This window comes from Pseudomonas sp. 2848 (assembly GCF_003253945.1).
Lineage (GTDB): Bacteria > Pseudomonadota > Gammaproteobacteria > Pseudomonadales > Pseudomonadaceae > Aquipseudomonas.
Map to the genome: position 1 here is coordinate 161976 of NZ_QKZD01000010.1, position 22768 is coordinate 184743.

Consider the following 22768-nt stretch of genomic DNA (forward strand, 5'->3'; position numbering starts at 1 on the left):
GTCGTGATGAGTGTCGATGAAAAGCGTATTCGCGAGTTCGCGTATCAGATCTGGGAGTCGGAGGGTAAGCCTGAGGGGCGCGAGGCGGAACATTGGGACAAGGCGCGCAAGCTGGCCGAGGCCGAAGCGCTGGCCCCCAAGGCGCCACCACGCAAGAAGACAGCGGCCAAGCCCAAGCCACCGGCAGACCCCAAGGTGGCGGCGTTGCCGGGCGTGAAGCCGGCTGCGGCGGCTAAAAAACCGCGAGCGGCGAAGAAACCTGCCGCTGGTTGAGCCTTTTGCAAGCCTGTACCGGCCTCATCGCCGGGCAAGTCGCATCGGCGCACCGCCGCTCCCACGCCTCAGTCACTGAGTGCACGTGCGTGTGAGCGGGCTTGCCCCGCGATGGCCACCTCCCCCCGGACCATGAGGACCGCCATGAGCCCCCGCACCCCGAAGAAAACCCGCTCCGTCGCCCCGTCGCGCATCCGCGAAGGCCTGCCCTTCCCCCTCGGCGCCACCTGGGACGGCCTTGGGGTCAACTTCGCCCTGTTCTCGGCCAACGCCACCAAGGTCGAGCTGTGCCTGTTCGACGCCACGGGCGAAACCGAAATCGAGCGCATCGAGCTGCCCGAGTACACCGACGAGATCTACCACGGCTACCTGCCCGACGCCCACCCGGGCCTGGTCTACGGCTACCGGGTGCACGGCCCCTACGAACCGGAGAACGGCCACCGCTTCAACCCCAACAAGCTGCTGATCGACCCCTATGCCAAGCAATTGGTGGGCACGCTGAAATGGTCCGAGGCGCTGTTCGGCTACACCATCGGCCACCCCGACGGCGACCTGTCGTTCGACGAGCGTGACAGCGCGGCGTTCGTGCCCAAGTGCAAGGTCATCGACCCGGCCTTCACCTGGGGCCGCGACCAGCGCGTGTCGATCCCGTGGGAGCGCACCATCCTCTACGAGGCCCACACCCGCGGCATCAGCATGCGCCACCCGGCGGTGCCCGAGCACCTGCGCGGCACCTTCGCGGGCCTGGCCAACGACGAGCTGCTGGGCCACATCAAGGAGCTGGGCGTGTCGAGCATCGAGTTGCTGCCGATCCACGCCTTCGTCAACGACCAGCACCTGCTGGACAAGGGCCTGAACAATTACTGGGGCTACAACAGCATCGCCTTCTTCGCCCCCCACCCGCGCTACCTGGCCAGCGGCAAGATCGCCGAGTTCAAGGAGATGGTCGCCCACCTGCACGACGCAGGGCTCGAAGTGATCCTCGACGTGGTCTACAACCACACCGCCGAAGGCAACGAACGCGGCCCGACCCTGTCGATGCGCGGCATCGACAATGCCTCGTACTACCGCCTGATGCCCGACGACCGGCGCTTCTACATCAACGATTCCGGCACTGGCAATACCCTCGACATGAGCCATCCACGGGTACTGCAACTGGTCACCGATTCGCTGCGCTACTGGGCCGGCGAGATGCACGTGGATGGCTTTCGCTTCGACCTGGCGACCATCCTCGGCCGCTATCACGATGGCTACAGCGAGCGCCACGGCTTCCTCGTCGCCTGTCGCCAGGACCCGATGCTCAGCCAGACCAAGCTGATCGCCGAACCCTGGGACTGCGGCCCCGGCGGCTACCAGGTGGGCAACTTCGCCCCGGGCTGGGCGGAGTGGAACGACCGCTTCCGCGACACCGTGCGCAGCTTCTGGAAAGGCGACGAAGGCATGCTCGCCGACTTCGCCGCGCGCATCACCGCCTCGGGCGATCTGTTCAACAACCGCGGCCGGCGCCCCTACGCCTCGGTCAACTTCATCACCGCCCACGACGGTTTCACGTTGCGCGATCTGGTGTCGTACAACGACAAGCACAACGAGGACAACGACGAGAACAACCAGGACGGCACCGACAACAACCTGTCATGGAACTGCGGCGTCGAAGGCCCCACCGACGATCCGGCGATCAATTCGCTGCGCATGCGCCAGATGCGCAACTTCTTCGCCACCCTGCTGCTGGCCCAGGGCACGCCGATGATCGTCGCCGGCGACGAGTTCAGCCGCACCCAGCACGGCAACAACAACGCCTACTGCCAGGACAGCGAGATCGGCTGGGTGAACTGGGATCTGGACGAGGACGGCCAGGCGCTGATGGCCTTCGTCAAGCGCCTGACCCGGCTGCGCCTGGCCTATCCGATCCTGCGGCGCTCGCGCTTTTTGGTCGGCGACTACAACGAGGCGATCGGGGTCAAGGACGTCACCTGGCTGGCCCCGGACGCCAGAGAGATGACCGTCGAGCAGTGGGAAGATCCGCACGGGCGTTGCCTGGGCATGCTGATGGATGGCCGCGCCCAGGTCAGCGGCATCGCCCGGCCCGGCGCCGAGGCGACCATGCTGCTGATCGTCAACGCCTACCACGACGTGGTGCCCTTCACCCTGCCGGCGGTGCCGGAGGGCGACTACTGGAGCTGCCTGGTCGACACCGACCGGCCCGAGCTGCGCAAGGCGCAGCATCTGGCGTTCGATACGGTGTTCGAGGTCAAGGGGCGGTCGTTGCTGCTGATGGTGTTGCAGCGGGAGGAGGACTGAACCCAGGAGCGGACGTCCGGTCCTAATTTGTACCGTGGGAGCGGGCTTGCCCCGCGATAGGGCCTCTGCCGTCATCGCGGGGCAAGCCCGCTCCCACGACGTCACACGTTGCCCAGAGGAGCACCCGTGAACCTCGAAGCCGGCAGTCCAGGTTTCGCCAGCGTCAGCCAGGCCCCGGCCGTGCACCGGGTCAAGGTGCTGACGGTCAACACCCACAAGGGCTTCACCGCCTTCAACCGACGCTTCATCCTGCCGGAGCTGCGCGAGGCGGTGCGCAGCACCGGGGCCGATGTCGTGTTCCTCCAGGAGGTGCTCGGCAGCCACGACCGCCACGCCGCGCGCTACCCCGGCTGGCCCCAGACTTCGCAGTACGAATTCCTCGCCGACAGCATGTGGAGCGACTTCGCCTACGGCCGCAACGCGGTCTACCCCGACGGCCACCACGGCAACGCGCTGCTGTCCAAATACCCGATCATCGAGCACCGCAACCTCGACGTGTCGATCACCGGCCCCGAGCGCCGCGGCCTGTTGCACTGCGTACTGGACGTCCCCGGCCAGCAGCAGGTGCATGCCATCTGCGTGCACCTGTCATTGCTCGAGCGGCACCGGCAGCAGCAGCTGCACCTGCTGCGTCAGTTGCTCGACGCCCTGCCCGCCGACGCCCCGGTGATCATCGCCGGCGACTTCAACGACTGGCGGCTGCGCGGCAACCGCACCCTACGCCTGCACCGCGACCTGCACGAGGCCTTCGAGCGCCATCATGGCTTGCTCGCCCGCACCTACCCTGCCCGCCTGCCCCTGTTGCGCCTGGACCGCGTGTACCTGCGCAATGCCGACAGCCACGCGCCGAGAATCCTCGGCAACAAACCCTGGACCCACCTGTCCGATCACTTGCCGCTGGCGGTGGAGGTACGCTTGTAGCAACGATTCGGCATAGCGGCGTGGCGGCAAATCACCATTGTCGATATGCGTGAATCAATTTTCAATTGATTCAATAACTTGTGTAGCCAAACAGGCATTTCGCGATCATTTCACGCTTTCTTGACGCAAGCGCCGTCCTCTCCTTAGCTGAACAGTAATCACCAGATGGAAAATCTCGTGCCGGGCCTCTAGCTCGCGCCCTCGTGCGCGTTCCAAGAGGCTGGCGCGCTGGTTTGGGTCGCCCCTGTTCTTGCCGTACAGCTCGTGACATCAGGCCAGGTATCGGGCTGTTCACTTCACACACAACAGGAGATCCGCCATGAAAAGCACCTCGAATCCCTCGCGCTTCGACGCTTTTTTCTGTGCGGTTTCCACGTCGCTGCTCCTGGCAACCCCGGTGGAAACCTTCGCGTTCGAACTGCAGGAGGGCGAGCCCTTCGCCCCCTTCCTGGCGCAACCCGAGGTGCCGCGACTATCGCTCGATCCGGTCAGCGCCAGCGGCCTGAGCCAGGGCATGCTGAACGCCTTTTCCGAACGCATGGGCGAGCGCCACGGCCAACTCGACAACGAACACATCGCCAGCCAGTGGGCGCAGTTCTTCCCCGGCACGCCTCGCCAGGGCGCCCAGCCACCGGCACAGGTGGAGGCACCCAGCCAGCAGATGGTGATCGGCCCGGACCTGTTCGTGCGTGAAACCAACGCGGGCAATGTGCACCGCGCGGGCATCTTCGTCGGCCACAACAACCTGCAGAGCACCTTCAACGGCATGCGCCCGCTGCTTGGCGACAAGCAGCGCAACGCGGTCAATCTCAGTGGCGAAAGCCTCGGCGTGTACTGGAGCATGACCCACGAGCAGGGCTGGCACGTGGACGCCGTGGCCATGGGCACGCGCATCGACGTCAACGGCCGTTCCCAGGCGGGCCAGCGCCTTGACGACAGTGGCCACGCGATGACCTTCTCGGTGGAGGGCGGCTACCCCATTGGCCTGGGCGCCGGCTGGGTGATCGAGCCCCAGGCGCAGTTGATCAACCAGCAGTTCTTCCCCGGCAGCCAGGTGCAGGAAGAGACCCTGCAGGCCTTTGACAGCCAACCCAGCTGGAGCGGCCGGGTCGGCGCCAAGCTGTCGGCGCGCTACGAGGTGCGTGGCATGCCCATCGAACCCTATGTGCGCACCAACGTCTGGTACGACTTCAGCAACGCCGACCCGGTGAAACTGGACCAGGTGGACAAGATCTCCAGCTCGCGCAGTGCCGCCACGGTGGAACTGGGGTTGGGTCTGGTGGCCCGGGTGACGCCGAACGTGGCGCTGTTCGTCAGCGCCGACTACAGCTCCGATGTGGATGACAATGACCTCAATGGGCTGATCGGCAGCCTGGGGGTCAGGATGCGCTGGTAAGCAGGCTCGGCCTTATCGCCGGCAAGCCGGCTCCTACAGGTGCTATCCCTGTGGGAGCCGGCTTGCCGGCGATGAGGCCAGGACAGTCGACACATCAGGCCGGCTTCATCACCAGCACCCCCAGCGGCGGCAGGTTCAGCGCCAGCGACAATGGCTGGCCATGGCTGGCCACCTGATCGGCCACCACCGCCCCGAGATTGCCCACGTTCGACCCGGCATACAGCTCGGCGTCGCTGTTGAGCAGTTCCACCCAGTGCTCGCCGAACGGCACGCCGATGCGGTAGCCCTCCCGCGGCACCGGGGTGAAGTTGGCCACCACCAGCAGCGGCTCGCCCTGGCTGCTCCAGCGCAACCAGGCATACACGCTGTTGTGCGCATCGTCGCCGATCAGCCACTGGAAACCCTGGGGCTGGCAGTCCTGCTCGTGCAGCGCGGGCAGTTCGCGGTACAGGCGGTTGAGGTCGGCGACCAGCTTCTGCACGCCCTGGTGCTCGGAGTACTGCAGCAGGTACCAGTCCAGCTGCTGGTCGTGGTTCCACTCGCGCCACTGGCCGAACTCGCAGCCCATGAATAGCAACTTCTTGCCCGGATGGGTCCACATGAACGCCAGGTAGGCGCGCAGGTTGGCGAACTTCTGCCAGCGATCGCCGGGCATCTTGTCGATAAGCGAATGCTTGCCGTGCACCACTTCGTCGTGGGAAATGGGCAGGATGAAATGCTCGGAATAGGCGTAGATCAGCCCGAAGCTCATCTCGTTATGGTGATAGGTGCGGTGGATCGGGTCGTTCTGGATGTAGTGCAGGGTGTCGTGCATCCAGCCCATGTTCCACTTGTAGGCAAAGCCCAGGCCGCCCTGCTGTACCGGCTGGCTGACGCCGGGCCAAGCGGTGGACTCCTCGGCGATGATCAGCGCGCCCGGCGCTTCATGTGCGGCGACGTTGTTGAGATGGCGTATGAAGTCGATGGCCTCGAGGTTCTCGCGCCCGCCGTGGCGGTTGGGCACCCATTCACCGGCCTTGCGCGAATAGTCGCGGTAGAGCATCGAGGCCACCGCGTCCACGCGCAGGCCATCGATGTGGAAGTGCTTGAGCCAGTGCAGCGCCGAGGCCAGCATGAATCCGCGCACCTCGTTGCGCCCGAGGTTGTAGATCAGCGTGTTCCAGTCCTGGTGAAAGCCTTCCAGCGGGTTTTCGTATTCGTACAGGGCAGTGCCGTCGAAACGCGCCAGGCCATGCTCGTCGGTGGGGAAGTGCGCCGGCACCCAGTCCAGCAGCACGCCGATGCCGCCCTGGTGGCAGGCATCGACGAAGAAGGCGAAGTCCTCGGCGCTGCCATAGCGTGAGGTCGGCGCGAACAGCGACAGCGGCTGGTAGCCCCACGAGCCGCCGAAGGGGTGCTCCATGATCGGCATCAGCTCGATATGGGTGAAACCCAGCTCCTGCACATATGGCACCAGGCGCTCGGCCAGTTCGCGCCAGTTGTAGTAACGGGCGACTTCGCCGGCATCGTCCAGCTCGCAGCGCCAGGAGCCGACGTGCAGCTCGTAGATCGACAGCGGCGCGCTGTAGGCGTGGCGCTGGGCCCTGTGTTCCAGCCACTGGCCATCGCGCCATTCATGGGCCAGGGCGCCGGCCACCTTGGAGGCGGTGCTCGGCGGCAGTTCGGTGGCGCGGGCCAGGGGGTCGGCCTTGAGGGGCAGCACGCCATCATGGCCGAGCACTTCGAACTTGTAGGTCTCGCCCACGCCAAGGCGCGGCACGAACAGCTCCCACACCCCGGCGCCATGGCGCAGGCGCATGGGGTGGCGGCGGCCATCCCAGTTGTTGAATTCGCCCACCACTGACACCCGCCGGGCATTCGGCGCCCATACCGAAAAGCACACGCCGGCGACCCCATCCACCTCGGTCGGCTGGGCGCCGAAACGCCCGGGCAGGTCGCGGTGGTTGCCCTCGGCAAACAGGTACATGTCCATCTCGCCCAACTGCGGGCCGAAGCTGTAGGGGTCCTCGGTGACCTGCTCGCCACCGGCCCAGCCGATCTGCAGCAGGTAGGGGACCGCCTGGTTCAGGTGCGCGGTGTACAGACCGGGCACGCCGCCCTGGCGCATCTCGGCGAGTACCCTGCCGTCGTCGCGGGCCAGCACGCGCACGCTCAGGGCACTGGGCAGGAAGGCCCGGATGAACTGGCCGCCCGCACCATCGGGGTGCGGGCCGAGTACGGCGAACGGGTCGGCGTGCTCGGCGCGGGCCAGGGCATCGAGGTCCCTTTGCCGAAGGCCGCCGTTATCACGCGTGGTTGCATTCATCTCTCTGTCCCTTTCCAAGTGTTCAAGAAATGTTTCACCGCCTCATCGGCTTGTGGCTTGTGGGAGCGGGCTTGCCCCGCGATGGCGGCTATGGCCCTATCGCGGGGCAAGCCCGCTCCCACGAAGCCTGATTTCACGAAGGCCGTTACAACAACCTCGCAAACCTTCAGCCCTCCCCCCAGGTGCTGATCAGCCCATGCAAACCATGCAAAGGCACGGCCAGCCAACTTGGCCGGTTCTCGGCTTCATAGGTAATTTCGTAGGCGGCCTTCTCCAGGCAGAACAGCTCCAGCGCGGCGCGCTCGCCCTCGGCCTGCTGCCAGGCGTGGGGCATGGCGGCGGTGGCCAACCCATAGGCTTCGACGAAGGCATGGCGCGACTGGTGCAGGTACTGCCGGGCGACCCGCTGCCGGGCCTGGCGCGCCGCCTCGGAGAGGTCTACCGCCGAGGCGCTGCGCAGGATCATCGCAGCAGCATAGTCGAAGGATCGCAGCACGCCGCTGACATCCTTGTACGGGCTGTGCCTGGCCCTGCGTTCATCCAGCGGTCGCGCCGGCTCGCCCTCGAAATCGATCAGGTAGGCGTCGCCCTGCACCACCAGCACCTGGCCCAGGTGCAGGTCGCCGTGGACCCGCATCAGCAGCCCGCCCTGGGCCTGGTGTGCGAGATTGTCGACATGCTGCTGCAGGCCTTCGCGCTGTTGCTGCAGGTCGTCGACCAGGGCCTGGCTGTCGCTGTCCAGGGTGTCACGGTGCTGGGCGAGCAAGTCGAGGGCATGGCTCAGTTCGGCACTGATCTGGCGGCTCCAACGCTCGCTGTCGCGGGCGTCGCTCGGGCGTGAACGGAACGCTTCATCGTCACTCGGCGCGGCCAGCAACAGGTGCATCTCGCCCAGGCGCTGGCCAAGCAAGGCGGCAAAGCCGGTCAGCTCGGCCAGGGCATCGGTGTGCGCCTCCTGCTCGACGCTGGTGGGCTCCATCTGGTCGCGGATCGCCCGCTCCAGGGTGTTCTGCGTCCAGTCCCAGGCATCGCCCTGATTGCTCAGGTAGCCCTGGGCAATCATCAGCAAGTGCGGCTGCTCGCTGTCGTCCACGCGGCTGACCCAGGCCAGCAACGGGGAAATATTGGCAAAGCCGGCGGCGGTCAGGTAGGCGCTCATCTCCAACTCCGGGTGAATGCCCGGATTGACCCGGCGAATCAATTTGAGCACCAGGCTGCCGCCCACCACCACCGAGCTGTTGGACTGCTCGGCGCTCAGGTAGCGCACCTCGCTGTGCTCATCGAGCTGCAACGCAGCCAACTGTTCGGTGCTGTGGAAGCGCAACTCGCCCAGGCCATCGCCACAGGCCAACCGCAGGCCGTCCTGGCAGCCCTGGAGCACGGCGCGAATGAAGGGCTCGAGCACGAAAGCATCGGTGATCAACCCCACCTGACGGCCACGGCGCACCCGCGACAGCGCCAGCTGCTGGGGCAGCGCGGCATTGATCTGCTCCTCCGGCAACAATCCGAAGGGCAGCTGGTAGTGGGTGACCACGCCTTCGCTATGCACCTCCAGCTCGCCAAGCAGCACCGGCAACGCCGGGGTGGCCATGCGCACGCCATAGCGCAGGCGGACCTGGTCGATCGGACCTTCCTTGCCGGCGAACCAGCGGCGCTTGGGCAGGTACTGCGGCAGGATCGCCGCCTGCAACGTCTCGCGGGCCGGTGATTCGAGCAGTTCCTCCATGCGCTTGCGCAACACCAGGGTGGTCAGCTCGGGCAGGCCCTCGCTGGGCTGGATATGCCAGCTGGGCATGCGGTCGTGGCTGGCCAGCAGGAACCAGTAGAAGCCATAGGGCGGCAACGTCAGCAGGAACGGCAACTGGCCGATGGGCGGGAAGGCACTGCCGCCAAGCATCTCCACCGGCACCTTGTCGGCATACTGCGACAGCTCCAGCTCGGCGGCCTGGGCGGCCCGCGAGACGTTGGCCACGCACAGCACGATCTCGACGTTGCCCTCGGCATCGGTGTATTCGCGGATATAGGCCAGCACCCGCCGGTTGCTCGGCGTGAGCATCTTCAGGCTGCCGCGACCGAAGGCCTTCTGCTGCTTGCGCACCGCCAGCAGCCGGCGGTTCCAGTTGAGCAGCGAATGCGGGTCGTGGGCCTGGGCCTCGACGTTGATCGTCTGGTAGCCGTACAGCGGATCCATGATCGGCGGCAACACCAGGCGCTGCGGGTCGGCGCGGGAAAAGCCGCCATTGCGGTCCGGCGACCACTGCATGGGAGTGCGCACGCCATCGCGGTCACCCAGGTAGATGTTGTCGCCCATGCCCAGTTCGTCGCCGTAGTACAGCGTCGGCGTGCCGGGCATCGACAGCAGCAGGCTGGTGAGCAGCTCGATACGCCGCCGGTCGCGCTGCAGCAGCGGCGCCAGGCGCCGGCGAATCCCCAGGTTGATGCGGGCGCGGCGGTCCTCGGCGTAGTAGTTCCACAGATAGTCGCGCTCGCGGTCGGTGACCATCTCCAGGGTCAGCTCATCGTGGTTGCGCAGGAAGATCGCCCATTGGCAGTTGGCCGGGATCTCCGGGGTCTGGCGCAGGATGTCGGTGATCGGGAAGCGGTCTTCCATGGCCAGGGCCATGTACATGCGCGGCATCAGCGGGAAGTGGAAGGCCATGTGGCATTCGTCGCCGTCGCCCTCGCCGAAGTACGGGCGGGTGTCCTCGGGCCACTGGTTGGCCTCGGCCAGGAGCATGCGGTCGGGGTAGTTGGCATCGATTTCGGCGCGGATCGCCTTGAGCACCACATGGGTCTCGGGGAGGTTCTCGTTGTTGGTGCCGTCGCGCTCGATCAGGTAGGGAATGGCGTCCAGGCGCAGGCCGTCGACGCCGATGTCGAGCCAGAAGCGCATCACCCCGATGACGGCCTTGAGCACCTGCGGGTTGTCGAAGTTGAGGTCCGGCTGGTGCGAGTAGAAGCGGTGCCAGAAGTACTGGCCGGCCACCGGGTCCCAGGTCCAGTTGGACTTCTCGGTGTCGAGGAAGATGATGCGCGTGCCGTCGTACTTCTGGTCATCGTCCGACCACACGTAGAAGTCCCGGGCCTTGCTGCCGCGCTTGGCATGCCGGGCGCGCTGGAACCAGGGGTGCTGGTCGGAGGTGTGGTTGATGACCAGCTCGGTGATCACCCGCAGGCCGCGCTTGTGCGCCTCGGCGATGAAGCGCCTGGCGTCGGCCATGCTGCCGTAGTCCGGGTGCACGGCCTTGTACTCGGCGATGTCGTAGCCGTCATCGCGCCGTGGCGAGGGGTAGAACGGCAGCAGCCAGAGGGTGTTGACGCCCAGTTCGGCGATGTAGTCGAGCTTGCCGATCAGGCCTGCGAAATCGCCGATGCCGTCGTTGTTCGCGTCGAAGAACGATTTCACGTGCAGTTGGTAGATCACCGCGTCCTTGTACCACAGCGGATCGTCGATGAAGGCTGCCGGGCGGGAACGCTTGGCCATTGGGGACTCCTTTGTGTCCGAGGGTTCAGCTTGAAGCCCATCGCGGGGCTAGCGCGATTTCTCGATGCGCCAGATACCGAACGGCTGGTGCCACGGCTCGATGCGCATCCACTGGGTCTTGCCATGCCAGGTCCAGCGCTGGCCGTTCATCAGGTCCTCGCCTTGCGTATCGGCGCTGTCGTCCAACCCCAGCTCCCACAGTGGCAACTCGAAGCTGGCCTCCTGGGCGTTGTGCGGGTCGAGGCTGATGGCCACGAGGATGAAGTTGTCGCGCTCGGGGGTGCGCTTGGCGAAGTAGAGAATGTTGTCGTTCCAGCAGTTGAGGAACACCACCCCCAGGTGGGTCTGCAGGGCTCGGTTGTGCCGGCGGATGCGGTTGAGCTGGGCGATCTCGGCGACGATGTTGCCAGGCTGGGTGAAGTCCCGGGGGCGGATCTCGTATTTCTCCGAGTCCAGGTACTCCTCCTTGCCCGGCAGCGGCGTGCCCTCGCACAGTTCGAAGCCCGAGTACATGCCCCACAATCCCGAACCCATGGTCGCCAGCGCCGCACGGATCAGAAAGCCCGCCCTTCCGGAGGTCTGCAGGAAGAAGGGGTTGATGTCCGGCGTGTTGACGAAGAAGTTGGGTCGGTAGCACTGGCTCCACGGCGGCTGGTTGAGCTCCTCGAAGTAGTCGCGCAGCTCCTGCTTGGTATTGCGCCAGGTGAAGTACGTGTAGCTCTGCGCGTAGCCGACCTTGCCCAGGCGCGCCATCATCGCCGGGCGGGTGAACGCTTCGGCGAGGAAGATCACCTCGGGGTGCTGGCTGCGCACATTGCCGATCAGCCATTGCCAGAACGGCAGCGGCTTGGTGTGCGGGTTGTCGACGCGGAAGGTCTTCACCCCCTCCTCGACCCAGCCGACCACCACGTCGCGCAGCGCCAGCCACAGGCTCGGCACCGCCTCGGGGGCGTAGAAGTCGACGTTGACGATGTCCTGGTATTTCTTCGGCGGGTTTTCCGCGTAGCGGATGGTGCCGTCGGGGCGCCAGCTGAACCAGCCGGGGTGCTCCTGCAGCCAGGGGTGGTCCTGGGAGCACTGGATGGCGAAGTCCAGGGCGATCTCCAGGCCATGCTCGGCGGCGGCGGCGACCAGTCGGCGGAAGTCCTCGCGGCTGCCCAGCTGCGGGTGGATGGCGTCGTGCCCGCCTTCGGGGCTGCCGATGGCATAAGGGCTGCCGGGGTCGCCGGGCTCGGCCTGCAAAGCGTTGTTGCGGCCTTTGCGGTGCTTCATGCCGATGGGGTGGATCGGCGGGAAGTACAGCACGTCGAAGCCCATGTCGCGGATCATCGGCAGGCGCTGGTGCACGTCATCGAAGGTGCCGTGGCGTTCGGGGTCGTCGGTGACCGAGCGCGGGAACAGCTCATACCAGCTGGCAAACTGGGCCGCCTCGCGGTCCACGTCCAGCGGGAATTCGCGGCTGCGGGTGAGGTAGCTGCGGTGCTCGGCCTCCCCCATCAAACGGGCGGCCTCAGGGTGCAGCAACGTCTTCACCTGTTCTTCCACCGGCAATCCCGGCAAGCGCTGCTGCAGCTGCGCCAGTTGCTCGCGCAGCAGTCCGTCGCTGCGTTCGATGCCCTTGCCCAGCAGCAGGCGGCCCTCCTCCAGCTCCAGCTTCACCTCCACGCCGGCGGCGTACTTCTTCTCCAGGTCGTGGCAATAGGTGGCCCACGGGTCGATCCAGGCCTCGATGCTGAACAGATGGAGGCCCAGCTCGGCAGGTGTGAATTCGGCCAGCCACAGGTCGTTGCCCGGCGAATGCATGGCCACGCAGTGCCAGCGCCGGCTGTGGGCCTGGCGCCAGTGCAGGGTCACGGCCAGGCGGTCATGACCGTCGGTGTAGACCTTGGCGCCCACTTCGACCGTGTGACCGCGCACGGCCTTGGCGGCGAAGGTGCCGCCGTCGAGCACCGGGCTTGCGTCCTCGATCACGATGCGCGGCGCCAGCAGGGCCTGGGACAGGCTGATGGCCTGGTCCGGGTGATCACCTGCCATCGGCACGCTTTCGAACGGCTCGTTACCAGACATCGACCTTGCTCCCCTGGGCTGGTGGCGGTAAGGGTTCAGAGCCGTGCGCAAGCGCGAGGGTTCAAAAAAAATGAGCGCAGGGCGCAGGCTTGGGTCAAAGCCTGCGACACCTCTTCATTCATCCCGCGAGGCCAGGCCCATGAACATTCCCATTCCACCGGAGACACCCGACCCGAACATCGACGACCCGACCTTGCCGCCGCCAGTGCCCGAGGAGGACCCGGACGAGCTGCCGATCAAGCCGACCGTGCCGCCGACGGTGGGCGACCCGCCGAGCCAGGAGCCGCCGGTGAAAGCTTGAGGATAGACAAGGCTGCGCAAATCTGACCGCCTTGGCCGGCCTCGTCGCGGGGCCGGCACTGACAGCACAAAGCTGACGAAACCGCACCTGGCATTTCTACCAGTAGCACCTGCCCGCAAAGCCACGTACAGAGAAGCCTCACTCTCTGACGATCCTTCCGGCATGCATTCACGCCTCTACATCGCCTTCCACGTGCAATGGATCCTCGCAAGCTTCCTGGAACAGAGCCTGCACCAGATCCGCCCCGACATCACCCTGGACGAGCTGGGCGCCGACAGCTTCGACCTCGTGGAGCTGCAGGCGATCATGGAGGAAACCTTCGGCATCTTCATCGCCGAGCCCCTGCGGGCCTACGTCACCTTCGCCGAACTGGTCGACCTGATCTACAAGACCATGGCTAACCCCCCAGCTCCTCCACACTGATCTCGCGCATCCGAAACTTCTGCACCTTCCCTGTCACCGTCATCGGGAATTCATCGACAAAGCGGAAATGCCTTGGCGCCTTGAAATGCGCCAGCCTAGCCTTGCACCACTGCTGCAGCTCATCCGCCGTGGCGCTGTGTCCCGGATGCAGACGGATCCACGCCACCACTTCCTCGCCGTACTTGCTGCACGGGATCCCCACCACCTGCGCCTCGGCCACCGCCGGGTGGGTGTGGAAGAACTCCTCCAGCTCGCGCGGATAGATGTTCTCGCCGCCGCGAATGATCATGTCCTTGTTGCGCCCGACGATGCGCACGTAACCGGCTTCGTCCATCACCGCCAGGTCGCCGCTGTGCATCCAGCCGGCCGGGTCGATGGCGTCATGGGTGGCCTGCAGGTTGTCCCAGTAACCAAGCATCACGCTGTAGCCGCGAGTGCACAGCTCGCCGATCTCACCCTGTGCGACGATGCGCCCGTCGGCGTCCACCAGCTTGGTCTCCAGGTGCGGCTGGGTACGGCCCACGGTGGTCACGCGCAGCTCCAGGCCATCGTCGGGACCGGTCTGCAGCGACACCGGGCTGGTCTCGGTCATGCCGTAGGCGATCTGCACCTCGGCCATGTGCAACTGGTCGATCACCTTGCGCATCACCTCGATCGGGCAGGTGGCGCCGGCCATGATGCCGCTGCGCAGGGTGGACAGGTCCAGTTGCGTGCGTGCGGGGTGGTCGAGCATGGCGATGAACATGGTCGGCACCCCATACAGGATGCTGGCGCGCTCCTCGGCCACGGCGCGCAGGGTGAGCTCCGGGTCGAAGGCATCGCTGGGGTAGATCATGGTGCTGCCGTGGGTGATGCAGCCGAGGTTGGCCATGACCATGCCGAAGCAGTGGTACAGCGGCACCGGGATCACCATGCGGTCGCGCTCGCTCAGGCCCAGGCTCTGGCCGACCATGTAGCCGTTGTTGAGGATGTTGTAGTGGCTCAGGGTCGCGCCCTTGGGCGCGCCGGTGGTGCCGGAGGTGTATTGGATGTTCACCGGCTGGTCGAACTGCAGGCCCTGTTGCCGCGCCTGGTAGGACTCAACCTCGACCGCCGCTGCCCGCCCGGCCAGCGCGGCCCAGGGCAGGAAACCCGAGGGCGGCTCGGCGGCCAGGCTGATCACGCCACGCAGGTCGGGCAGGCGTTCGCTGGCCAGTTCGCCCAATGCGTGGGTCGCCAGCTCCGGCACCAGCGCCTGCACCATCGCGTGGTAGTCGGAAGTCTTGAAGGCATCGGCGCACACCAGCCAGCGGCAGCCGGACTGGCGCAGCACGTACTCCAGCTCGCCCACCCGGTAGGCCGGGTTGATGTTGACCAGGATCGCGCCGACCTTGGCCGTGGCCAGTTGCAGGATGCACCACTGGGCGCAGTTGGGCGCCCAGATGCCAACCCGCTCGCCCACCTCCACCCCCAGCGCCATCAAGGCCTGGGCCTGCACATCGACCTCGGCGGCGAGCTCGCGCCAGCTGTAGCGCAGCCCCTGGTGGCGCACCACCAGCGCCTCGCGCTCGCCGTGGCGGGCGACGGTGGCATCGAAGGCCTGGCCGATGGTCAGGGTCAGCAAGGGGTGGTCTTGACGGCCGCGGGTATAGCTTGGTTGAGGCATGGTGATCCCTTCTTGTGGTTGTTCTGGGCATGACTGAAGCAGGCGGCGAATACTCTGGCGCAGATTTACGTTTACGTAAAGGTGATGATCCGATTGACAGCCCCGGAAGGCAGGTTTACGTTAACGTCAACCACGCATCACGACGACCGGACGGGAGCGCGGTTGTGGGAGCGGGCTTGCCCCGCGATGAGGCCGGACCAGGCAACACAGCTGGCCGTTCTGACGGGCATCGCGGGGCAAGCCCGCTCCCACAACCCCGTTTCCGCAAGGTCGCCGTGGTACCCAAATTTCAAGAACAAGAAGGTGCCCACATGCATTACCCCAGCCTGAACTTCGCCCTGGGCGAGACCATCGACATGCTCCGCGACCAGGTGCGCACCTTCGTCGCCGCCGAGCTGGCGCCGCGCGCCGCGCAGATCGACCACGACAACCTGTTCCCCGCCGACATGTGGCGCAAGTTCGGCGACATGGGCCTGCTGGGCATCACCGTGCCCGAAGAATACGGCGGCGCCGGCCTGGGCTACCTGGCCCACGTGGTGTCGATGGAAGAGATCAGCCGGGGCTCGGCGTCAGTGGCCCTGTCCTACGGCGCCCACTCCAACCTGTGCGTCAACCAGATCAACCGCAACGGCAGCCACGAGCAGAAGCTCAAGTACCTGCCCAAGCTGATCAGCGGCGAGCACATCGGCGCCCTGGCCATGAGCGAGCCCAACGCCGGCTCCGACGTGGTGTCGATGAAACTGCGCGCCGAAAAACGCGGCGACCGCTACGTGCTCAACGGCAGCAAGACCTGGATCACCAACGGCCCCGACGCCAACACCTACGTGATCTACGCCAAGACCGACCTGGACAAGGGCCCCCACGGCATCACCGCGTTCATCGTCGAGCGCGACTGGAAAGGCTTCAGCCGCAGCAACAAGTTCGACAAGCTCGGCATGCGCGGCTCCAACACCTGCGAGCTGTTCTTCGACGGCGTCGAAGTGCCGGAAGAAAACATCCTCGGCCAGCTCAACGGCGGCGTGCGCGTGCTGATGAGCGGCCTGGACTACGAGCGCGTGGTGCTGTCCGGCGGCCCGACCGGCATCATGCAGAGCTGCATGGACCTGGTGGTGCCGTACATCCACGACCGCAAGCAGTTCGGCCAGAGCATCGGCGAGTTCCAGCTGATCCAGGGCAAGATCGCCGACATGTACACCCAGCTCAACGCCAGCCGCGCCTACCTGTACGCCGTGGCCCAGGCCTGCGACCGCGCCGAGACCACCCGCAAGGACGCCGCCGGGGTCATCCTCTACACCGCCGAACGCGCCACGCAGATGGCCCTGGAAGCGATCCAGATCCTCGGCGGCAACGGCTACATCAATGAATTCCCGGCTGGCCGCCTGTTGCGCGACGCCAAGCTGTACGAGATTGGCGCCGGCACCAGCGAAATCCGCCGGATGCTGATCGGCCGCGAACTGTTCAACGAAACCCGCTGAGCACAAGGAACGGGCGCACATGGCTACCCTGCATACCCAGATCAACCCGCGCTCGGCGGAGTTCGCCGCCAACAGCGCGGCCATGCTCGAACAGGTCCAGGCCCTGCGCGGCCTGCTCGCCCAGGTCAGCCAGGGCGGCGGGCCGAAGGCCCAGGAGCGGCATACCTCGCGGGGCAAGCTGCTGCCCCGCGAGCGTATCGACCGCCTGCTCGACCCGGGCTCGGCGTTCCTCGAGATCGGCCAGCTGGCCGCCCATGAGGTGTACGGCGAAGACGTGCCCGCCGCGGGCGTGATCGCCGGCATCGGCCGCGTCGAAGGCGTGGAATGCATGATCGTGGCCAACGACGCCACGGTCAAAGGCGGCTCCTACTACCCGCTGACCGTGAAGAAGCACCTGCGCGCCCAGACCATCGCCCTGCAGAACCGTCTGCCATGCATCTACCTGGTGGACTCCGGCGGCGCCAACCTGCCACGCCAGGACGAGGTGTTCCCCGACCGCGAGCACTTCGGGCGGATCTTCTTCAACCAGGCCAACATGAGCGCCCTGGGGATACCGCAGATCGCCGTGGTGATGGGCTCGTGCACCGCCGGTGGCGCCTACGTGCCAGCCATGGCCGACGAAGCGATCATGGTGCGCCAGCAGGCGACCATCTTCCTCGCCGGCCCCCCTTTGGTAAAAGCCGCGACCGGCGAGGTAGTCAGTGCCGAGGACCTCGGCGGCGCCGACGTGCACTGCCGCACCAGCGGCGTGGCCGACCACTATGCCGACAACGACGAGCACGCCCTGGCCATCGCCCGGCGCAGCGTCGCCAACCTCAACTGGCACAAGCAGGGCAAGCTGCAATGCCAGGCGCCGATTGCACCGTTGTATGGCGCAGAGGAGCTATACGGCGTGGTTCCGGCCGACGCCAAGCAGCCGTTCGATGTGCGCGAGGTGATTGCGCGGCTGGTCGATGGTTCGGTGTTCGATGAATTCAAGGCGCTGTTCGGCACCACCCTGGTGTGCGGCTTCGCCCACCTGCACGGCTACCCGGTGGCGATCCTGGCCAACAACGGCATCCTCTTCGCCGAGGCCGCGCAAAAAGGCGCGCACTTCATCGAACTGGCCTGCCAGCGCGGCATCCCGCTGCTGTTCCTGCAGAACATCACCGGTTTCATGGTCGGGAAAAAATACGAGGAAGGCGGCATCGCCAAGCACGGCGCCAAGCTGGTGACGGCAGTGGCCTGCGCCCAGGTACCGAAGTTCACGGTGATCATCGGCGGCAGCTTCGGCGCCGGCAACTACGGCATGTGCGGCCGCGCCTACGACCCGCGCTTCCTGTGGATGTGGCCCAACGCACGCATCGGCGTGATGGGCGCCGAACAGGCGGCCGGCGTGCTGGCCCAGGTCAAGCGCGAGCAGAGCGAGCGCAGCGGCGAGGTGTTCAGCGCCGATGACGAGAAGAAGCTCAAGCAGCCGATCCTCGACCAGTATGAGCGCCAGGGCCACCCCTACTACTCAAGCGCCCGACTGTGGGACGACGGTGTCATCGACCCGGCGCAGACCCGCGACGTGCTCGGCCTGGCGCTGTCCGCCGCGCTGAACGCCCCGATCGAACAGAGCCGCTTCGGCATATTCCGGATGTGACCCATGAGCGAATTCGCCACCCTTGAACTGGTCAAGGACCCTCGCGGTTTCGCCACCCTGTGGCTGAGCCGGGAAGACAAGAACAACGCCTTCAACGCGCAGATGATCCGCGAACTGATCGTCGCCCTCGACCAGCTGGGCGAGGATAGCGGCCTGCGCTTCGTGGTGCTGCGCGGCCGTGGCCGGCACTTCAGCGCCGGCGCCGACCTGGCATGGATGCAGCAGTCGGCGCAACTGGACTTCAACACCAACCTGGACGACGCCCATGAGCTGGGCGAGCTGATGTACGCCCTGCACCGGCTCAAGGCGCCGACCCTGGCCGTGGTACAAGGCGCGGCCTTCGGCGGCGCGCTGGGGCTGATCAGTTGCTGCGACATGGCCATCGGCGCCGAGGACGCCCAACTGTGCCTGTCGGAGGTGCGCATCGGCCTGGCTCCGGCGGTGATCAGCCCGTTCGTGGTCAAGGCCATCGGCGAGCGCGCCGCCCGCCGCTACGCCCTCACCGCCGAGCGCTTCAGCGGCGTGCGCGCCCGCGACCTGGGCCTGCTGGCCGAGGTGTACCCGGCCGCCGAACTGGACGCCCAGGTCGAGGCCTGGGTCGACAACCTGCTGCAGAACAGCCCGCAGGCGCTGCGCGCCACCAAGGACCTGCTGCGCGAAGTGGATGACGGTGAGCTGAGCCCGGCCCTGCGCCGCTACTGCGAGAACACCATCGCCCGCATCCGCGTCAGCGCCGAAGGCCAGGAGGGCCTGCGCGCCTTCCTGGAAAAACGCCGCCCTGCCTGGCAAGACAACAAGGAACCGCGCCCATGAGCCGACCCACGCTGACCACCCTGCTGGTCGCCAACCGCGGCGAAATCGCCTGCCGGGTGATGCGCACCGCCAAGGCCATGGGCCTGACCACCGTGGCCGTGCACAGCGCCACCGACCGCGACGCGCGGCACAGCCGCGAGGCCGACATCCGTGTCGACCTCGGTGGCAGCAAGGCCGCCGACAGCTACCTGGTGATCGACAAGCTGCTCGCCGCCGCCAAGGCCAGCGGCGCCCAAGCCATCCACCCAGGCTATGGCTTCCTCTCGGAGAACGCCGGTTTTGCCCGCGCCATCGAACAGGCCGGGCTGATCTTCCTTGGCCCACCGGCCAGCGCCATCGATGCGATGGGCAGCAAGTCGGCGGCCAAGGCGCTGATGGAGGCCGCCGGCGTGCCGCTGGTGCCGGGCTACCACGGCGAGGCCCAAGACCTGGAGACCTTCCGCGCCGCCGCCGAGCGCATCGGCTACCCGGTGCTGCTCAAGGCCAGCGCCGGGGGCGGCGGCAAGGGCATGAAGGTGGTCGAGGAGGAAAGCCAGCTGGCCGACGCCCTGGCCTCGGCGCAACGTGAAGCGCAGTCTTCGTTCGGCGATGCGCGCATGTTGGTCGAGAAGTACGTGCTCAAGCCGCGCCACGTGGAGATCCAGGTGTTCGCCGACCAGCACGGCCACTGCCTGTACCTCAACGAGCGCGACTGCTCGATCCAGCGTCGCCACCAGAAGGTGGTCGAGGAAGCCCCGGCACCGGGCCTCTCCCCCGAGCTGCGCAAGGCCATGGGCGAGGCCGCGGTGCGCGCTGCCCAGGCCATCGGCTACGTGGGGGCCGGCACTGTCGAGTTCCTGCTCGATGCCCGTGGCGAGTTCTTCTTCATGGAAATGAACACCCGCCTGCAGGTGGAGCATCCGGTCACCGAGGCCATCACCGGGCTCGACCTGGTGGCCTGGCAGATCCGCGTGGCCTGCGGCGAGCCGCTGCCTTTGACTCAAGAGCAGGTGCCGCTGATCGGCCACGCCATCGAGGTACGGCTATACGCAGAGGATCCGGCCAACGAATTCCTCCCGGCCACCGGCACCCTGGCGCTGTACCGCGAGTCGGCGCCGGGCGAAGGCCGCCGGGTGGACAGCGGCGTCAGCGAGGGCGATGTGGTATCGCCGTTCTACGACCCGATGTTGGGCAAGCTGATCGCCTGGGGCCAGGACCGCGAACAGGCGCGCCTGCGACTGCTGGCGATGCTCGATGAGTTCGCCATTGGCGGGCTGAAAACCAACATTGCCTTCCTGCGCCGCATCCTGGCGCACCCAGCGTTTGCCGAGGCGGAGCTGGACACCGGGTTCATCCCGCGCCATCAGGATGTGCTGCTGCCCCCGCCCCAGGCACTGCCGGCGCAGTTCTGGGAGGCCGCCGCCGAAGCCTGGCTGCAAGGTGAGCCGGCGCAACACCGCCAGGACGACCCCGCCTCGCCCTGGACCTTGCGCGACGGTCTGCGCCTGGGGCTCCCGGCACGTAGCAGCCTGCACCTGCAATGCGACGGGCATGAGCAGGCGGTGGCGCTGGAGCGTAGTGCGCCTTCGACTTATTGCCTGGAGGGGGAGCAGCTGTGCCATGACCACGACGGTCTGCGCCGTCGTTACTTGGCGGTTCGCCGGGGTGGCACGCTGTACCTGCAGTGGCAGGGCGAGTTGCATGCCGTCAGTGCCCATGATCCGATCGCTGCGGCCGAGGCCAGCCACAGCCACCAGGGCGGGCTGGGGGCGCCGATGAACGGCAGTATCGTGCGGGTGCTGGTGGAGCCGGGGCAGGTGGTAGAGGCCGGTACTGCGCTGGTGGTGCTTGAGGCGATGAAGATGGAGCACAGCATCCGGGCGCCCCATGATGGGACGGTGAAGGCGCTGTTCTGTCAGGAGGGGGATATGGTCAGCGAGGGGACAGTGTTGGTCGAGCTGGAGGAGGCGTAACGGCGGCAATGTGTTCGTCGAAAGGGTTGTTTCGCCTCTGAGATCGAGCGCCGCGCGGGCGGCGCTCGATCTAGAGAGCGCTGCAAGACCCCCGCCTGGCACCTCGCAGCCCCAACACGGTCTGTGCGCGAACCTAGAGCACCCCGTGCATCCGCACCACAACACCAAGGAACTCGCACCCCTCCTCGCACAGCACCGTCGGATACAAGGTATTGAGCGGCCTGAGCATCCGCTGCCCGCCCTCCTCGATCAACTCACGCAGCACTGCCGGCTTACCGGGCTGCCGAGCCACAACCAGCCTGCCCGGCGTCACCTCGATCCCTGCATCCACCAGCACCCGCATGCCCATCGGCACGCTCCTGCCGCTGGCAGCATTCATCGAATCATTCTCGACCGGCAACCAGAACGCATTGCCCGCAGGCATGTAGTCGGTCAACTCGTGGATTTCACAGGATTGCGGCAAAGGCCCGTCCAGGTCGGACCAGCTCAGCACTGGAAAGCGGAAACTGGCATGGCGCAAGGCATTGACCGAAAGCGGTCGTTCCACGGCATAGACACCCCTGGTCTCGCGGACCGTGGCGTCACGCTCGACCACCATCACCCGCGCTTCGAGATACACCAGCCCGAGCTTCTCCAGCTTCTCGTTGACTGTCACCAGGGTGGGCCTGCGCGTGCCACGCAGCCAATGGCCGACACCGCCTTGGGTCATGCCCAGGCGTTCGGCCAATTGGTGCTGCTTGAGGTTGTGCTCGCGCTGGTAGCGCGACAGAAATTCGATCCAGTTTTCCATGGCTGTGAACGATACGGACTGGATGAACGGCATCAATACACATTCTGAATTATCTCAGAACTCAAAAATAATACAATTTGACCTAACATCAGTGCTCATTGTCCTCGAAGGGATTTCACAGGAGCAGTCATGAGTAATTCGACAAAAGAAGAAACAGATCTCGACGAAGAAGCAGCCCGCCGCGCCCTCGATTTCTACCTCAACCCCACCCCCACGCCCCGCGACCTGGAGCGTTCGCTGTGGACCCTGCGCGAAGGCGTCAGCGACGCCCAGGCCAGCGAGCACGCCATGGCCCTGCTGCGCTGCGCCTCGGCCACGGCACAGGAAACCGGCAACCATCTGCAGGGCACGACACGGGAAGTGGTGTTTGCGCTGATGCACATGATCAACATGGCCCGCGCCCTGCTTGAGCAGTGCCACGCCACGGAAAAGGCATCGATCTGAAGGGAGAACTGTGAGCAGGCGCCGGATTTGGCACCAACGCGATATTTGGCACTCCTGATAAATCAGAGCGAAATCAATATGTTGCGCTATTTTTCGGTGCCAAAGGCTGCGCTAAGGAAAATGGGGATTTTCTTCATTCTTACGCATTTTTGCAGGCTATTTGGCATTCAAAATCGTCTCTAGCCCGCATGTTTGCTGGCGATGCCAAAGACAGCGCTTCACAGTGCCAAATCCACCGCCTCCTCACACTGGAGCAGCGCCACACCACGGAAAAGGCATTGATCTGAGTGGAGAACGTGATAGCCGACGAACGGCAAAAGCCCCGATTGCCGGGGACGAGGAGTGCGTCAGGAATATTTTTTTAGCCGATCGCTGAAAAATCATTTGACTGGCAAATGATAACGATTATTATTGCACTCAGCAGGTCGTGAGACCCGCTGGATAACCTGCAACGTCCTCAGGTCGGACGCTCAGATTATCTCCTCATCAGGCTAATCACGGTTTTTGACCCGGCTTTTTGCCGGGTCATTTTTTTTGGCTCTTCAGGCTAATGA

16 protein-coding genes are annotated in these 22768 nt (G+C 65.8%); 11 read left to right on the plus strand and 5 right to left on the minus strand.

Features of this window, described 5'->3' with window-relative positions; translation table 11 throughout:
- Positions 1 to 3: 3 nt before the first annotated feature.
- From DFS21_RS20320 to DFS21_RS20335, 4 genes are all read left to right on the plus strand, one after another.
- On the plus strand, positions 4 to 273 hold the full coding sequence (locus DFS21_RS20320; protein ID WP_110698616.1) for a DUF2934 domain-containing protein: 270 nt from the start codon (positions 4 to 6) through the stop codon (positions 271 to 273).
- Positions 274 to 417: 144 nt separating this feature from the next.
- Complete coding sequence (gene glgX / locus DFS21_RS20325) at positions 418 to 2571, plus strand: glycogen debranching protein GlgX (protein WP_111532987.1); 2154 nt, start codon at positions 418 to 420, stop codon at positions 2569 to 2571.
- Positions 2572 to 2697: 126 nt separating this feature from the next.
- Positions 2698 to 3492, plus strand: coding sequence for an endonuclease/exonuclease/phosphatase family protein (locus DFS21_RS20330; protein ID WP_110698620.1), 795 nt, complete (start codon positions 2698 to 2700; stop codon positions 3490 to 3492).
- A 319-nt stretch (positions 3493 to 3811) separates the two neighbouring features.
- Entirely contained in the window at positions 3812 to 4888 is a 1077-nt protein-coding gene (locus DFS21_RS20335) for an autotransporter outer membrane beta-barrel domain-containing protein (protein ID WP_110698622.1), read from the plus strand.
- Positions 4889 to 4982: 94 nt separating this feature from the next.
- Here the strand turns inward: DFS21_RS20335 and glgB are convergent, their stop codons facing one another.
- The 3 genes from glgB to DFS21_RS20355 form a co-directional block, all read right to left on the minus strand.
- Positions 4983 to 7193, minus strand: a complete 2211-nt coding sequence (gene glgB, locus DFS21_RS20345) for a 1,4-alpha-glucan branching protein GlgB (protein WP_111532988.1) — start codon at positions 7191 to 7193, stop codon at positions 4983 to 4985.
- 166 nt (positions 7194 to 7359) lie between these two features.
- A complete protein-coding gene (gene treS, locus DFS21_RS20350) occupies positions 7360 to 10677 on the minus strand; it encodes a maltose alpha-D-glucosyltransferase (RefSeq protein ID WP_111532989.1) in 3318 nt (1105 codons plus the stop codon).
- Positions 10678 to 10725: 48 nt separating this feature from the next.
- Positions 10726 to 12744, minus strand: a complete 2019-nt coding sequence (locus DFS21_RS20355) for an alpha-1,4-glucan--maltose-1-phosphate maltosyltransferase (RefSeq protein WP_111532990.1) — start codon at positions 12742 to 12744, stop codon at positions 10726 to 10728.
- A 139-nt stretch (positions 12745 to 12883) separates the two neighbouring features.
- Here DFS21_RS20355 and DFS21_RS26780 point away from each other — a divergent pair, with 139 nt between their 5' ends.
- Together DFS21_RS26780 and DFS21_RS20360 are read left to right on the plus strand one after the other, a co-directional pair.
- Entirely contained in the window at positions 12884 to 13045 is a 162-nt protein-coding gene (locus DFS21_RS26780; protein WP_167388392.1) for a hypothetical protein, read from the plus strand.
- Positions 13046 to 13207: 162 nt separating this feature from the next.
- Entirely contained in the window at positions 13208 to 13468 is a 261-nt protein-coding gene (locus tag DFS21_RS20360) for an acyl carrier protein (protein WP_111532991.1), read from the plus strand.
- Here DFS21_RS20360 and DFS21_RS20365 read toward each other — a convergent pair.
- Positions 13443 to 15113 carry an AMP-binding protein gene (locus DFS21_RS20365; protein WP_111532992.1) on the minus strand — a complete coding sequence of 557 codons (1671 nt, stop codon included), beginning with the start codon at positions 15111 to 15113 and terminating at the stop codon, positions 13443 to 13445. The genes DFS21_RS20360 and DFS21_RS20365 overlap by 26 nt on opposite strands.
- Before the next feature lie 311 nt (positions 15114 to 15424).
- Here DFS21_RS20365 and DFS21_RS20375 point away from each other — a divergent pair, with 311 nt between their 5' ends.
- The 4 genes from DFS21_RS20375 to DFS21_RS20390 are packed head-to-tail and all read left to right on the plus strand — an operon-like array spanning position 15425 to position 20980.
- Positions 15425 to 16588 (plus strand): isovaleryl-CoA dehydrogenase, encoded by a 1164-nt coding sequence (locus DFS21_RS20375; protein WP_102684456.1) that lies wholly within the window; start codon positions 15425 to 15427, stop codon positions 16586 to 16588.
- 19 nt (positions 16589 to 16607) lie between these two features.
- Positions 16608 to 18215: a carboxyl transferase domain-containing protein gene (locus tag DFS21_RS20380; RefSeq protein ID WP_110698639.1), complete on the plus strand. Its 1608-nt coding sequence runs from the start codon at positions 16608 to 16610 to the stop codon at positions 18213 to 18215.
- Between the two features lie 3 nt (positions 18216 to 18218).
- Positions 18219 to 19028 (plus strand): gamma-carboxygeranoyl-CoA hydratase, encoded by an 810-nt coding sequence (locus tag DFS21_RS20385; protein WP_102684458.1) that lies wholly within the window; start codon positions 18219 to 18221, stop codon positions 19026 to 19028.
- Positions 19025 to 20980: an acetyl/propionyl/methylcrotonyl-CoA carboxylase subunit alpha gene (locus DFS21_RS20390; RefSeq protein ID WP_110698641.1), complete on the plus strand. Its 1956-nt coding sequence runs from the start codon at positions 19025 to 19027 to the stop codon at positions 20978 to 20980. The genes DFS21_RS20385 and DFS21_RS20390 overlap by 4 nt, the downstream gene beginning before the upstream one ends.
- A 133-nt stretch (positions 20981 to 21113) precedes the next feature.
- Here the strand turns inward: DFS21_RS20390 and DFS21_RS20395 are convergent, their stop codons facing one another.
- A complete protein-coding gene (locus tag DFS21_RS20395) occupies positions 21114 to 21770 on the minus strand; it encodes a LexA family transcriptional regulator (RefSeq protein WP_110699141.1) in 657 nt (218 codons plus the stop codon).
- Between the two features lie 129 nt (positions 21771 to 21899).
- Between DFS21_RS20395 and DFS21_RS20400 the strand changes: the two genes are divergently transcribed.
- Complete coding sequence (locus DFS21_RS20400; protein WP_110698643.1) at positions 21900 to 22214, plus strand: DUF6124 family protein; 315 nt, start codon at positions 21900 to 21902, stop codon at positions 22212 to 22214.
- Positions 22215 to 22768: the final 554 nt, after the last annotated feature.

Coding starts and splice junctions, on each gene's coding strand:
- glgB (WP_111532988.1), bottom strand. CDS start 7,193: ATGAATGCAACCACGCGTGATAACGGCGGCCTTCGGCAAAGGGACCTC.
- DFS21_RS20365 (WP_111532992.1), bottom strand. CDS start 15,113: ATGCCTCAACCAAGCTATACCCGCGGCCGTCAAGACCACCCCTTGCTG.
- DFS21_RS20355 (WP_111532990.1), bottom strand. CDS start 12,744: ATGTCTGGTAACGAGCCGTTCGAAAGCGTGCCGATGGCAGGTGATCAC.
- treS (WP_111532989.1), bottom strand. CDS start 10,677: ATGGCCAAGCGTTCCCGCCCGGCAGCCTTCATCGACGATCCGCTGTGG.
- DFS21_RS26780 (WP_167388392.1), top strand. CDS start 12,884: ATGAACATTCCCATTCCACCGGAGACACCCGACCCGAACATCGACGAC.
- DFS21_RS20395 (WP_110699141.1), bottom strand. CDS start 21,770: ATGGAAAACTGGATCGAATTTCTGTCGCGCTACCAGCGCGAGCACAAC.
- DFS21_RS20375 (WP_102684456.1), top strand. CDS start 15,425: ATGCATTACCCCAGCCTGAACTTCGCCCTGGGCGAGACCATCGACATG.
- DFS21_RS20400 (WP_110698643.1), top strand. CDS start 21,900: ATGAGTAATTCGACAAAAGAAGAAACAGATCTCGACGAAGAAGCAGCC.
- DFS21_RS20335 (WP_110698622.1), top strand. CDS start 3,812: ATGAAAAGCACCTCGAATCCCTCGCGCTTCGACGCTTTTTTCTGTGCG.
- DFS21_RS20360 (WP_111532991.1), top strand. CDS start 13,208: ATGCATTCACGCCTCTACATCGCCTTCCACGTGCAATGGATCCTCGCA.
- DFS21_RS20390 (WP_110698641.1), top strand. CDS start 19,025: ATGAGCCGACCCACGCTGACCACCCTGCTGGTCGCCAACCGCGGCGAA.
- DFS21_RS20380 (WP_110698639.1), top strand. CDS start 16,608: ATGGCTACCCTGCATACCCAGATCAACCCGCGCTCGGCGGAGTTCGCC.
- DFS21_RS20385 (WP_102684458.1), top strand. CDS start 18,219: ATGAGCGAATTCGCCACCCTTGAACTGGTCAAGGACCCTCGCGGTTTC.
- glgX (WP_111532987.1), top strand. CDS start 418: ATGAGCCCCCGCACCCCGAAGAAAACCCGCTCCGTCGCCCCGTCGCGC.